Origin of the sequence: Gallintestinimicrobium propionicum, from assembly GCF_025567525.1 — a bacterium.
Lineage (GTDB): Bacteria > Bacillota > Clostridia > Lachnospirales > Lachnospiraceae > Gallintestinimicrobium > Gallintestinimicrobium propionicum.
Genome location: NZ_JAOQJY010000010.1, coordinates 46257 through 59583, shown reverse-complemented (window position 1 = coordinate 59583; position 13327 = coordinate 46257). Strand labels below are relative to the sequence as shown.

The 13327-nt window shown below is 50.2% G+C and carries 11 protein-coding genes; 10 read left to right on the top strand and 1 reads right to left on the bottom strand.

All coding sequences use genetic code 11. From position 1 onward, the window contains the following. The first annotated feature begins 336 nt into the window (after positions 1-336). The 10 genes from OCV62_RS09000 to OCV62_RS08955 all read left to right on the top strand — a co-directional run bounded on the left by OCV62_RS09000 (position 337) and on the right by OCV62_RS08955 (position 11897). A complete protein-coding gene (locus OCV62_RS09000) occupies positions 337-1500 on the top strand; it encodes a galactokinase (RefSeq protein WP_262586144.1) in 1164 nt (387 codons plus the stop codon). Positions 1501-1521: 21 nt separating this feature from the next. After that, positions 1522-3042: a UDP-glucose--hexose-1-phosphate uridylyltransferase gene (gene galT, locus OCV62_RS08995; protein ID WP_262586142.1), complete on the top strand. Its 1521-nt coding sequence runs from the start codon at positions 1522-1524 to the stop codon at positions 3040-3042. Between the two features lie 444 nt (positions 3043-3486). Further along, entirely contained in the window at positions 3487-5418 is a 1932-nt protein-coding gene (locus OCV62_RS08990; protein WP_262586140.1) for a B12-binding domain-containing radical SAM protein, read from the top strand. After that, positions 5415-6071, top strand: a complete 657-nt coding sequence (gene nth, locus OCV62_RS08985; RefSeq protein WP_262586138.1) for an endonuclease III — start codon at positions 5415-5417, stop codon at positions 6069-6071. Before OCV62_RS08990 ends, nth begins: the two co-directional genes overlap by 4 nt. Next, the gene (locus tag OCV62_RS08980) at positions 6068-6781 is read left to right on the top strand and encodes a 3'-5' exonuclease (RefSeq protein WP_262586136.1); all 714 of its coding nucleotides are present in this window, start codon (positions 6068-6070) and stop codon (positions 6779-6781) included. Before nth ends, OCV62_RS08980 begins: the two co-directional genes overlap by 4 nt. Positions 6782-7007: 226 nt before the next feature. Continuing rightward, positions 7008-8561, top strand: coding sequence for a VanW family protein (locus OCV62_RS08975; RefSeq protein WP_262586134.1), 1554 nt, complete (start codon positions 7008-7010; stop codon positions 8559-8561). A 96-nt stretch (positions 8562-8657) separates the two neighbouring features. After that, complete coding sequence (locus OCV62_RS08970) at positions 8658-9677, top strand: AIR synthase-related protein (RefSeq protein WP_021915661.1); 1020 nt, start codon at positions 8658-8660, stop codon at positions 9675-9677. A 41-nt stretch (positions 9678-9718) separates the two neighbouring features. Next, on the top strand, positions 9719-10201 hold the full coding sequence (locus OCV62_RS08965) for an Lrp/AsnC family transcriptional regulator (protein WP_021915662.1): 483 nt from the start codon (positions 9719-9721) through the stop codon (positions 10199-10201). Further along, positions 10198-11382, top strand: a complete 1185-nt coding sequence (locus OCV62_RS08960; protein WP_262586130.1) for an aminotransferase class I/II-fold pyridoxal phosphate-dependent enzyme — start codon at positions 10198-10200, stop codon at positions 11380-11382. The genes OCV62_RS08965 and OCV62_RS08960 overlap by 4 nt, the downstream gene beginning before the upstream one ends. Then, complete coding sequence (locus OCV62_RS08955; RefSeq protein ID WP_021915664.1) at positions 11376-11897, top strand: tRNA (cytidine(34)-2'-O)-methyltransferase; 522 nt, start codon at positions 11376-11378, stop codon at positions 11895-11897. Before OCV62_RS08960 ends, OCV62_RS08955 begins: the two co-directional genes overlap by 7 nt. An 11-nt stretch (positions 11898-11908) precedes the next feature. Here the strand turns inward: OCV62_RS08955 and OCV62_RS08950 are convergent, their stop codons facing one another. Further along, positions 11909-13327 (bottom strand): HAMP domain-containing sensor histidine kinase, encoded by a 1419-nt coding sequence (locus OCV62_RS08950; RefSeq protein ID WP_021915665.1) that lies wholly within the window; start codon positions 13325-13327, stop codon positions 11909-11911.

The following is a 13327-nucleotide window of genomic DNA, read 5'->3' as shown; positions in this document are numbered from 1 at the left end:
CAGTCCGGTAAATGCTGCGCATTCACCGGATTGGCGGCATCCGTCGGTTTCCTCCCGGTGGCACTGCTCATTGTTATGCAACAATTTGACTGTTCTTGTTAACAATTGGGGGTGGCAGGACGGAGGGGGTATGGTATGATAATTACAGGAGGGGCGAGAGCCCTGTGTTTGAGACTATTTTATGGGAGGTCAGTTTGAAGAATAAGCGTGGTCACTTATTCTTCAAACGGTTGTTTGTGCCGCAGGCGTCACAAAGCAGCCATGATCGCAGAGCAGAACCGGATGTTCTGCTCGCGGTTCCTCCGGCGCGAAGCGCCTGCGGAATGGGAGGTTACGATGAAAGATCAGCTTTTAGCAAAATTTGGGGAACTTTTTGGAGGAACAGACGGTGCGAAGGTTTATTTTGCGCCGGGCAGAGTGAATTTGATCGGAGAACATACCGACTATAACGGCGGTCATGTTTTTCCGTGTGCACTGACGATCGGTACTTATGGTGTGGCACGCAGGCGTGAGGATAAGAAGCTGCGGTTTTATTCGATGAATTTCGAGCAGCTGGGTGTGATCGAGTCGAGCGTTGAGGGCTTGAAGCCGGAGAAGGAAGCGGACTGGACGAATTATCCCAAGGGTGTGATGTGGGCATTTGGCGAGAAGGGGATGGAAGTGACAAACGGTATGGATTTGCTGCTGTTTGGCAATATTCCGAACGGCTCCGGGCTGTCTTCTTCCGCGTCGGTCGAGGTTTTGACAGGTTATATCCTGCGTGATCAGTATGGCTTTGAGGTTTCCAATCAGGATCTGGCGCTGATCGGTCAGTTTTCCGAGAACAAGTTTAACGGTGTAAACTGCGGCATTATGGATCAGTTCGCAATCGCGATGGGCAAAAAGGATCATGCGATTTTCCTGGATACTGCGACGATGGAATTTGAGTATGCGCCGATTCAGCTGGAGGGCGCGAAGCTTGTGATTTCCTGCAGCAATAAAAAGCGCGGTCTGGGCGATTCTAAATATAATGAAAGAAGAAGTGAGTGCGAAGCGGCTCTGGCAGAGCTGCAGCAGGTGATCGGCATCGAGTCGCTGGGGGATCTGTCGGAGGAGCAGTTTGAAACTTACAAGTCCGCCATCAAGGATCCCGTCAGAGTAAAGCGTGCGCGGCATGCGGTTTATGAGAATCAGCGCACGATCAAGGCAGTTGCAGCGCTGAAGGCGAACGATATCACAGAGTTTGGCAAGCTGATGAATGCGTCCCACGTTTCCCTGCGGGATGATTATGAAGTAACCGGCATTGAGCTGGATACGCTGGTAGAGGAAGCCTGGAAGGTAGACGGTGTCATCGGTTCCAGAATGACCGGTGCTGGCTTTGGCGGCTGTACGGTCAGTATCGTAAAGGATGAAGCAATCGAGGCCTTTCAGGAGCAGGTTGGAAAGGCTTATCTGGAAAAAATCGGTTACGCGGCAGATTTTTATGTGGTAGAGATCGGTGACGGTCCGGTAGTATTATAAGAAAGGCAGGCAATCAGGGCAATGATTCAGGATAAAATCCTTGAACTGGTGCAGTATGGACTTTTGACAGGTCTGGTATCTGCAGAGGATGAAATTTATACGACAAACCGGCTGCTGGAGCTGTTCCAGATAGAAGATTATCCCTATGGATTCGGGGAAAAGATAGAACAGATAGAAGAAGAGGCGGTCAAAAGGCTGCCGGATCTTCTGACGGAAATGATGGATTATGCGGTGGAAAACGGGATCATGCAGGAGGATGGTATCGTTTACCGGGATCTGTTTGATACAAAGATCATGAGCTGTCTGGTAGGACGCCCCAGTGAGATCATCCGCCGGTTTCATGAGGAATATGAAAAGTCTCCGGAAGCAGCGACGGATTTCTTTTATAAATTCAGTCAGGACACGGACTATATTCGAAGATACCGTGTTTGCAGGGATGAAAAGTGGGTAACGCCAACGAAATACGGCGATCTGGATATTACGATCAATCTGTCCAAGCCGGAAAAAGACCCCAAAGCGATTGCGGCGGCAAGGCTGGCAAAGCAGGGCGGCTATCCGAAATGTCTGCTTTGTGTGGAAAACGAGGGTTATGCAGGTCGTATCAACCATCCGGCGCGTCAGAATCACCGGATCATTCCGTTGACGATCAACGGCAGCAGATGGGGATTTCAGTATTCTCCCTATGTGTATTATAATGAGCACTGCATCGTGTTTAACGGCCAGCACACGCCGATGAAAATCGAGCACAATACCTTTGTGAAGCTGTTTGACTTTGTAAAACAGTTTCCTCATTATATGCTCGGCTCCAATGCGGATCTGCCGATCGTCGGCGGTTCGATTTTGAGCCATGATCATTTTCAGGGCGGCAGATATGAGTTCCCGATGGCAAAAGCACCGGTCGAAAAAAGCTTTACCGTCAAAGGCTTTGAAGATGTACAGGCAGGAATTGTAAACTGGCCGATGTCCGTAATCCGCATTTCCGGTCCGGATACAGAGCGGCTGATCGCTCTGGCGGATGTGATCCTGGATGCATGGCGCAGCTACAGTGATGAGGCCTCCTTTATCTTTGCAGAGACAGAGGGGGAGAAGCACAACACGATCACGCCTATCGCCAGAAAACGTGGCGATCATTATGAGCTGGATCTGGTTCTGCGCAATAATATCACCACGAAAGAGCATCCCCTTGGTGTGTTCCATCCCCATGCAAACCTGCACCACATCAAAAAGGAAAACATCGGTTTGATCGAAGTAATGGGACTTGCAGTGCTTCCTGCCCGTCTGAAAAAAGAGATGGCAGAACTGGAAGAAGCGATCCTTTGCGGGACTGATCTTCGGCAAAACGAGGTGCTTGCAGCTCACGCGGACTGGGCGGAGGAATTTTTGACCAGACACAGCGAGGTAAATGCCGAAAATATCCATGAAATTGTGCAGCAGGAGATTGGACTGGTGTTCATGCAGGTTCTGGAGGACGCAGGCGTTTATAAATGCACGGAGGACGGAAGAAAAGGATTCGAACGGTTTATTGACCGCTTAAATGCATGACTTTGTGCACAAGTCTGCAAATGTGATATAATGAGCACAAAAGAAAAACAAGCGACGCCGAAGGCGGCATTTGTTTTTCTTGTGCCATTAGAGAACGAGCAGCCTGCGTAGCAGGCGATAAAGCGCGTCAGCGCGGACTCGTGATATAATGAGCGCAAGAGAGCGGGAACAGGCGAAGCCTGCTCATCGCGAACGGCGAAGCTATTGAGTGAGCTATGCTCACGATATATTGCTGTGCACTATATAGAAAGACCTGCAGCAGGTATAATAAACACAAGCGAAAGGAAAGGGCTGTCGTACTAACGTGCGGCAAGCCCTTTTTTCATGGGAACAGAATGCTTGCAGCGCGTGCATTTTGTTGTGGATGTTGATGCACAGCAAACGGATTTGTGGTATTATGTTTACCGAAATCAAACAGGTATTTGACGAAAGAAGGTTTTATAGATGAAGTTTTTACTGGCGGCACTGAACGCAAAATATATTCATTCCAATCCGGCGCTTTACAGTCTGCGGGCTTATGCGGAAAAATACCATCCGGAGGCAGCGGCACAGGTGGAGCTTGCCGAGTATACGATCAATCAGACGGTGGAGGAAATCCTTGCCGATCTTTATGAGAGAAAGCCGGAGGCAGTGGCTTTTTCCTGTTATATCTGGAATTGGAAAATGATGCAGGAGGTAATTTCCGAGCTGCATCAGGTGCGTCCCGAGCTGCCCATCTGGCTGGGCGGTCCGGAGGTATCCTATCATGCGGAGGAGGTTCTGGAGCAATTCCCGTTTTTGACCGGCATTATGGTCGGCGAGGGCGAGGTGACGTTTTCAGAGCTTTTGACCTTTTATGAAAAAAAGAGCAGCGGACGGTATTCGGAACAGCAGCAGCTGCAGATTGTGGCATTCTGGCCGGGCGCAATCAAACAGGCCGGACTGGACAGTATTGCAGGTATTGTTTATCGAGATCCGATCACCGGGGAGCTTGTACGGACAAAGGAGCGCTCCCTGACCAATATCAGTGAGATCCCGTTTTTTTATAAGGATATGAAGGATTTTGCCAATCGGATCGTTTATTATGAATCCAGCCGCGGATGTCCGTTTCGGTGCGGTTACTGTCTGTCCTCGATTGACAAACGGGTACGCCTGAGAGATCTGGCACTGGTGAAGGAGGAGCTACAGTTTTTCCTTGATCAAAAGGTTCCGCAGGTGAAATTTATTGACAGAACCTTTAACTGTAATCATCAGCACGCAATGGAAATCTGGAAATATATTCAAGAGCACGATAATGGAATTACGAATTTCCATTTTGAGATCTCGGCAGATCTGCTGAACGGAGAAGAGCTGGCACTTCTGGCAAAAATGCGCCCCGGTCTGGTTCAGCTGGAGATCGGTGTGCAATCCACGAATCTGCAAACCCTTGAAGCGGTCAGACGGCATACAAATCTGGATAAGCTGCGGCATGCAGTGGTACGGATCCATTCCGAATATAATATTCATGTGCACCTGGATCTGATCGCAGGACTTCCTTATGAAGATATGGGAAGCTTTATCCGGTCCTTTAATGATGTATACAGCATGAGACCGCAGCAGCTGCAGCTCGGATTTCTGAAGGTATTAAAAGGCTCCTATCTGGAAGAAATGGCACAGACCTATGGGATCGTGTACCAGAACTGCCCGCCCTATGAGGTCTTGTATACAAAATGGCTGAGCTATGGGGATATCATTCGGTTAAAGCGGGTGGAGGAAATGGTGGAGCTGTATTATAACAGCAATCAGTTCACACATTTGATTCCGGTTCTGCAGAGCCGCTTTGAAAATCCCTTTGCAATGTATGACAAATTGGCTGATTTTTATCATGAAAAAGGATATTTTGTCCATACGCCTGCCAGAGCTTACCGCTACCAGGTGCTTTTGGAGTTTGCACAGCAGGAAGACCCGGATGGGATGGAGTTATACCGGGAGTTGGCGGTGTATGATCTGTATCTGCGGGAAAATGCGAAGAGCCGACCGGCATTTGCATTGGACGAAAAACCGTATCATGATCAGATCGTCGAGTTTTATCAGGAAGAAGAGAAAAACCGCACATATCTGCCGGGGTATGAGGAATATCACGCAAAGCAGCTGCAGCGCATGACCCATCTGGAGGTATTTTCCTGGCCGGTACAGAAAAAGGCGTGGGAGCTGATCAGTATGTTGAAAAGAGGCGAGGATCCGGAGACGAAAACGGCAATTTTATTCGATTATCAGAACCGGGATCGCCTGACGGACAATGCGAGAACAGCGGTGGTAGAGCTGCCGACCGCTGCGGACGCAAAATCGACAGCCGGACAGGCGACCGCCGCGGATGCAGAAGCAGTCGCCGCGACAGGAAAGGGGGCAGCTGATTGAACGCACACACGAAAGCCATTTTGGATCAGCTCGACGCCCACTACGGGAGAGAATATATCTGCTACCTCAACCATGAAAACGCGTGGCAGCTTTTGATCGCGACGATGCTGAGCGCGCAGTGCACCGACGCACGGGTCAACATTGTCACGAAAGATCTGTTTGTGAAATATCCGTCGGTTGAAGCCTTTGCGGAGGCGGATTTAAAAGAGCTGGAGCAGGATATCCGTCCGACCGGTTTTTATCATAATAAAGCGAAAAATATCATTGCCTGCTGTCAGAGGCTGATGGCACTGCATGGCGGCGAGGTCCCCTCCGGGCTGGAGGAGCTGACGGCGCTGCCGGGAGTCGGACGCAAGACGGCAAATGTTATCCGCGGCAATATTTTTCATGAGCCAAGCGTTGTGGTGGATACCCATGTGAAGCGGATTTCCAAAAAGCTGGGGCTGACAAAAGAGGACGACCCGGAAAAAGTGGAATATGAGCTGATGAAGGTATTGCCGAAGGACCATTGGATTTTGTACAATATTCAGATCATCACGCTGGGGCGGACCATCTGCAAGGCGCCGACTCCGAAATGCGGGGAATGTTTTCTGACGGAATGGTGTAAGGATTATCAGAGCCGTCAAAAAAAGGAGAGCAGGAAAAAGAAGTGAAAGAATATGTGAGCGTAGATGTGGAAACGACCGGGCTTGCGCCGAAGCAGGATAAAATTATAGAAATCGGGGCAGTGCGCGTCCGGGACGGACAGATTGTCGGAAGCTTTACATCCTTTGTCAATCCGGGGCGCATATTGCCTGCGCATATCACAGAGCTGACCGGGATTTTACAGGAGCAGGTAGATGAGGCGGAGACGATGGAAAGCGTTTTGCCTGCCTTTTTGGAGTTTGCCGGAGATCTGCCCCTTGTGGGACATCGGATTTTGTTCGATTATGGGTTTTTGAAGCGTGCGGCGGTGAATATGCGGCTGGATTTTGAACGGAGCGGCGTGGATACCCTGAAGCTTTCCAGACAGTTTTTGTCAGAGCTCCCGAGCAGAAGACTATCCGCCCTGTGCGAACATTTCGAAATTCCGATTCAGGCGCATCGGGCGCTGGAGGACGCGAGGGCAACGCATATTTTATATGAAAAACTGCTGGAGCTTTATGGAACAGACCCGGACCGGGCAAAGGATTTTGAGCCGGTTCCGTTGATTTGCAAGGTAAAACGCGAATCGCCTGCGACGAAGGCACAGAAGGAACGTCTGACAAAGCTTCTTGCGCTGCATCAGCTGACGCCGGATTACGACGTTTCCATGCTGACGAAAAACGAGGCAAGCCGTCAGATCGACCGGATTCTTGCGGCATATGGAAGCTTGCAAAAGTGAGGGAAGTGCTTTATAATGTGTGGAAGCGCAGCCATGGAAGATGGTGCTTTAATGCTATTTGTCAGATGTTATAAGGCAGTTTGCGGATAAAGGAGCAGAGCATGAATTTCAGAAAGAAAAAGACACAAAAAATTATATCATCGATCATCATCCTTATTCTGGTGCTGGCGATGATTGTTCCTACATTGCTGTCGTTTTTATAAGCGGCATAGAAAGGAATTTTAAAATGAATCGAATGAAAACCGTACTGATGACGGCAGCCATGCTGGTGTGCGTGTTTGCGTGCATGGCGGTGGCAGGAAAGACTGTATACGCAGCGCCGAACGATACCATCCAGACCGGGATTTCGGCAGATGGCATGGATCTTTCCGGGATGACACAGGAACAGGCGCAGGGGGCGGTTCAGAGCTATGTGAACGAACTTGGGCAGGCGCAGGTGCAGCTGCAGGCGCAGGATGGACAGAGTGTATCTATCAGCCTTTCTGAGCTGGGAATTTCCTGGAAAAACCCGGAGCTTGTTTCGGAAGCAGTGTCCCTTGGAAAAAAGGGAAATATTGTAGCGCGCTATAAGGCGGAAAAGGATCTGCAGAATAAAGGAAAGAATTACCCCGTTGTTCTGGATTTTGATAAAGAAGCGATTCGTCAGGCTGTGACGGAGCGCTGCAGTAAATTTAATGTGGAAGCGATCGATGCGCACCTGACACGGGTTGACGGATCCTTTCAAATCGAAGATGGACAGACCGGATATGTGGTAGATGAAAATGCGTCCGTAGCTGCGATCTACGATTATCTTACGGGCTCCTGGGTCAAAGGGGAAAACGGAAACGTTGCCCTCGTAATGGCAGTGGATGAGCCCAAGGGAAAAACAGAAGAGCTTGCAAAGGTAAAAGATGTGCTCGGAACATTTACGACAAGCTATTCGACCTCCGGTGCGTCCCGCAGCAAAAACGTTGCAAATGGCTGCAGACTGATCAACGGAACAACTTTGTATCCCGGCGATACGTTTTCTACCTATAATACAGTGAAGCCCTTCTCTACCGAAAACGGTTACGAGATGGCGGGTTCTTATCTGAATGGCAAGGTGGTAGACAGCATCGGCGGTGGTATCTGTCAGGTATCCACAACGCTGTACAATGCGGTTCTGCGGGCAGAGCTGGAAGTGACAGAACGTCACAATCATTCTATGATCGTAACCTATGTAGATCCGTCTGCGGATGCGGCGATTGCAGAATCCTCCGGCAAGGATTTTGTATTTGTGAATAATACGGATTATCCGATTTATATCGATGGACATACGGCTGATAAAAAGATTACATTTACGATCTATGGTGTAGAGACGAGAGCAAAAAACCGCGTCGTAGATTATGAGAGTGAAGTGATTGAGAAAAAGGTTCCGGAAGCGGATCAGATCATAGCTGACGCTTCCCAGCCTATCGGCGTCATCAGCGTCAGCAGCGCACATATCGGCTACAAGGCAAGACTCTGGAAGATTGTAAAGGAAAACGGTGTGGAAGTCAGCCGGGAGCAGGTCAACAGCAGCAACTACAAGATGAGCCCCAGAACGGCAACCGTTGGAATTGCTTCTCCGGATCCGAATGCGACCAGCCAGATGCAGGCGGCCATTGCGACCAGCAGCATTGATACGGTCAAAGCGACCATTTCCAATATCAAAGCGCAGCAGGCAGCAGCGGCGGCATTGACACCGGAGCAGCTGCAGGCGATCGCAGAGGCTCAGGCGCAGGCTGCACAGGCGCAGCAGGACGCAGCGGCGGGAAACTAAGCACCGGATCCTAAAGCAGAGCGGATTGCAGAGCCGGGCTGGAGGTCCGGCTCTGCAATGCTTTGATACGATGGTATTCGGAATGGAGAAAAGCTTATGAAAACAGGGAACGTAACGGGAAACGTTTATAAACGCAGCGTTCATCGAAAAATAGAAACAAACGGCATAGGGGTGAAAGGCGCAGAGTATGGGGAAGGCTGCGCCTTTCTCACGTCTGAAAATGTGGATAAAGCGCCGGAAAAAGCGAAGCAGCTGTGGATTACGGCGCAGAGTCTGTCTGTTTGGTCCGGAGCAGAGGGAGCCAAACTTTGCGTTTATGAGGCAGTAAACCGCGCAGCAGCGGCAGCAGTGGGAAGAGGAGAAGCAAAGGTACGCATGGTGTCCATGCAGCTGATGCTTCCGGCAGACTGTCAAGAGCAGGAGCTGCAGAAGATGACTGTCGCAGCGCAGGAAGCAGCGCAGAAGCTGCAGGTTACGCTCGCGGATGTGAAAGTGCATGTGTCCGGTGCAGTCATTGCGCCTGTTGCGACAGCAGAGGCGCTTGCAGAAGTGTGGACTGCGCCTGCAGGCGCTGCGCTGTCGGCGCGCGCCGGTCAGCAGATTGTAATGACGAAATGGGCGGGACTGGCAGGAACTGTCCGCCTGGAAAAAACATACCGGGAAGCCCTTTTGAAGCGCTATCCTGCGCAGCTTCTGGACGACGTAGCACAGCTGGAGCAGCACTTTTCGATTTTACCGGAGGCTGCAGTCGCCGGTAAGTCCGGCGTCGGACTTGCCTGTGCAGTATCGGAAGGCGGTGTATTCCATGCACTCTGGACACTGGCAGAGCAGGCCGGGACCGGACTGGAGGTATCTTTAAAGAAGCTTCCCATCCGACAGGAAACGGTAGAAATCTGTAATGAACTGGACGTCAATCCCTATGAACTGTCCGGAAACGGCAGTCTGCTGTTTGTGACTGATCAGGGCGAGATGCTGGCAGAGCAGCTGCAGCAGCAGAAAATCCCGGCGGCGGTGATCGGATTTTTGTCTGCGGACAACGATCGCGTGATTGTCAACGGAGAGGAACGAAGATTTTTAGAACCGGCGAATACGGATGCGATTTATCGGATGGAGTAGTAGAACAGTTGCCGGATATCCGGCAGGAACGGAAGAAAAAAATGAGAGAAGAATTATTAAAAATTATTGAGAAAAACAGCCGGATCGATTTAAAAGAGCTGGCAGTCATCCTCGGCGTAGAGGAAATTGACGTGGTAAACGAAATGGCAGCGATGGAAGCAGAGGGCATTATCTGCGGCTATCATACACTGATTGATTGGGAAAAAACAAGCATCGAAAAGGTTTCCGCGCTGATTGAGGTTCGCGTAACACCCCAGCGCGGTCAGGGCTTTGACAGCATCGCGGAGCGGATTTACAAGTACCCGGAGGTACATGCAGTGTACCTGATCTCCGGCGGTTTCGATCTGCTCGTAACACTGGAGGGCAAATCCCTGAAAGAAGTTTCCGCGTTCGTTTCGGATAAGCTTTCCACGCTGGACAGCATTTTGAGCACAGCGACCCATTTTATCCTGAAAAAATATAAGGATCACGGAACGATCCTGACCCGCAAATGCGAGGATCAGAGGGAGATGATTACGCCATGAGAAATCCCCTTTCTGATACAATCGTTACGATTAAACCGTCCGGAATCCGGAAATTTTTCGATATCGTCAGCGAAATGGAGGATGCGATTTCTCTGGGTGTCGGCGAGCCGGACTTCGATACTCCGTGGCACATCCGCGACGAGGGCATTTATTCTCTGGAAAAGGGACGTACCTTTTACACCTCCAATGCCGGCTTGAAGCAGCTGAGGGAGGAAATTGCGCATTATTTGAGACGCCGCTATCAGGTGTCCTATGATCCGCTGCATGAAATCATGATTACAGTCGGCGGCTCCGAGGCCATCGATATTGCGCTGCGTGCGATGGTAAATCCGGGAGACGAGGTGCTGATTCCACAGCCGTCCTATGTTTCCTATGAGCCGTGCGCCGTGCTTGCAGGTGCGAAGCCGGTTATCATCCCGTTGAAAGCGGAAAACGAGTTCCGCCTGACGGCACAGGAGCTTCTGGATGCAATCACGGAAAAGACGAAAATCCTGATTTTGCCCTATCCGAATAACCCGACCGGTGCGATCATGGAACGGGAAGATCTGGAAGCGATCGCAAAGATCGTGGAAGAAAAAGATCTGTTTGTGATATCGGATGAAATTTACAGTGAGCTGACCTATAAAGGCAATCCGGTTTCCATCACACAGATTCCGGGGCTGCGGGAGCGGACGGTTCTGATCAACGGATTTTCCAAGGCATATGCAATGACCGGATGGCGTCTGGGCTATGCCTGCGGACCGGAAGTGATTTTAAAACAGATGCTCAAAATCCATCAGTTTGCGATCATGTGTGCTCCTACGACGAGCCAGTATGCGGCGGTAGAGGCGCTGAAAAACGGCGATGACGATGTAGCGGAAATGCGCGAACAGTACAATCAGCGCAGACGCTATCTGCTGCATGCCTTTGCAGAAATGGGGTTGCCCTGCTTCGAGCCTTACGGCGCGTTTTATGTGTTCCCCTGTATCAAGGAATTCGGCATGACCAGTGATGAGTTTGCGACGCGTTTTCTGCAGGAAGAAAAGGTTGCAGTCGTGCCGGGCACGGCGTTTGGGGACAGCGGCGAGGGCTACATCCGTATTTCCTACGCTTATTCCCTGGAAAATCTGAAAGTTGCGATCGGACGGCTGTCGCATTTTATAAAAACTGAAAGCGGAAAAGGAATGATAAAGATATGTTAAACATCGTATTGCATCAGCCGGAAATCCCGGCGAATACGGGAAATATCGGAAGAACCTGCGTCGCGACCGGGACGGTTCTGCATCTGATTGAACCGCTGGGCTTTTCTTTGAGTGAAAAGCAGTTAAAGCGCGCAGGCATGGATTACTGGAATCTGCTGGATGTGCGCCGCTACATCAATTTTGCGGATTTTCTGGAAAAAAATCCGACGCTTGTAAGCGGCGAGCCGGATGCGCCGAAGCTCTGGATGGCGACGACGAAAGCGCATCAGGTTTACAGCGATGTAAAGATCGGACCGGACGATTATATTATGTTCGGCAAGGAGAGTGCCGGAATCCCGGAGGAAATCCTTGTGGAGTATGAAAAGAGCTGTATCCGCATTCCGATGGGACAGGATATCCGTTCCCTGAACCTGTCCAACTCCGTAGCGATCGTTTTGTATGAAGCGCTGCGCCAGAATCATTTCGTAGGGTTACAGGAAAATGGAGAACTTCACCGGCTGCACTGGAAAGCGTAAGGCATCCCGCCCTACGCTTCGTTGTCCTGCACGGGCAGGGAGAAGATAAACTCGCTCCCGACGCCCTCGGTGCTGATGACGTTGATATTTTCGTTGTGCGCCTGGATAATTTCTTTTGTAATGGAAAGTCCCAGCCCGGTTCCCTTTTTGTCTTTGCCACGGGAAAGGTCGGTCTTATAGAAACGATCGAAGATCAGCCGCAGGCTGTCCTTCGGGATTCCGATACCACTGTCCTTGACGGAGACAAAAACCTTTCCATGCTTTTCGTTTGTCTCGATGCGAATCGCAGAGTCTGGGTGGGAAAATTTAATCGCGTTGTCGAGCAGGTTGTATAAGACCTGCTCGATTTTGCTTTTGTCGGCGAGAACGGGCATACGGTCGCCGGTTAAAAGCAGCTCGATGCCGATATGCTTCTGCTGGCAGGTTCCTTCGAAGGAAGCGGCAGTAGAGCGAATGACCGAATTTAAATCGAAAACAGATTTTTCCAGGATCATGCCCTTCATATTCAGGTTGTTTAAGGTCAGCAGGCTGTTGGTCAGCTTTGTCAGGCGTTCCGTTTCGTTTAAGACGATGCCGAGATATTTTTCGTGGAGCTCTGGCGGGATCGTTCCATCCAGCATCGCCTCCAGATACCCTTTGATTGAAGTCAGCGGAGAGCGGAAATCGTGAGAAACGTTGGCGATGAATTTTTTCTGGTTATCCTCGGCGCGTGCGATCTCACTTGCCATGAGAGACAGGGAGGCAGCCAGATAACCGATCTCATCCTCACTGTCTACCTGAAATTCATAATGCAGATTGCCTGCCGCGTACTGCTCGGTGGCTGCTGTGATCTTGCGCAGCGGCAGATAGACCATTTCTGTAAAGAAAATCAGAATGATCAGCGACAGCAGGAAAAAAATCACGAGCATAATATAGGAAATATTCAGCAGGCTTTCGCTGGAAGCCCGAATATTTGCCATGGGGATATGGATGACAACATAGCCCTGCACTTTAAAATTGGAAGTGATGGGCGCAAATACACTGAGCATTTCCTCCTGGAAGCAGCCGAAAAAGTCACCAACCGTATAAAAGGAACCGGCAGTGATGGTCGAGTCAAAATTTTCCACGCGAGATTCATGATTCACATCCAGCGGTGTTTCAGTTGTCATGATAATACGTCCGGATGGATTAATGATCCAGATTTGGGAGGACAGGTAGGTGCTGAGCGCATCCAGCTGTTTTTTGACCTCCTCGAGGGAAACATTGCTGCTGTATAAGTCGGAAGCGTAGGTATTTGCGATCAGAGTAGCTTCTTTATAAAGGGAGTCCGCCTTTTCCCGTTTCAGATGCTCCAGCGTCATACTGGAAACGAACGTTGCTACGACTAAAAATCCGAAAAATCCGAAGATCAGGTAGCCGAGTACAAATTTCAGATACAGGGTTTTGCGCAT

Excerpts from the sequence above, each read along its gene's own strand:
- OCV62_RS09000 (WP_262586144.1), top strand. The coding sequence starts at position 337 with ATGAAAGATCAGCTTTTAGCAAAATTTGGGGAACTTTTTGGAGGAACA.
- galT (WP_262586142.1), top strand. The coding sequence starts at position 1,522 with ATGATTCAGGATAAAATCCTTGAACTGGTGCAGTATGGACTTTTGACA.
- OCV62_RS08990 (WP_262586140.1), top strand. The coding sequence starts at position 3,487 with ATGAAGTTTTTACTGGCGGCACTGAACGCAAAATATATTCATTCCAAT.
- OCV62_RS08975 (WP_262586134.1), top strand. The coding sequence starts at position 7,008 with ATGAATCGAATGAAAACCGTACTGATGACGGCAGCCATGCTGGTGTGC.
- OCV62_RS08970 (WP_021915661.1), top strand. The coding sequence starts at position 8,658 with ATGAAAACAGGGAACGTAACGGGAAACGTTTATAAACGCAGCGTTCAT.
- OCV62_RS08965 (WP_021915662.1), top strand. The coding sequence starts at position 9,719 with ATGAGAGAAGAATTATTAAAAATTATTGAGAAAAACAGCCGGATCGAT.
- OCV62_RS08960 (WP_262586130.1), top strand. The coding sequence starts at position 10,198 with ATGAGAAATCCCCTTTCTGATACAATCGTTACGATTAAACCGTCCGGA.
- OCV62_RS08955 (WP_021915664.1), top strand. The coding sequence starts at position 11,376 with ATGTTAAACATCGTATTGCATCAGCCGGAAATCCCGGCGAATACGGGA.
- OCV62_RS08950 (WP_021915665.1), bottom strand. The coding sequence starts at position 13,327 with ATGCGCAAAACCCTGTATCTGAAATTTGTACTCGGCTACCTGATCTTC.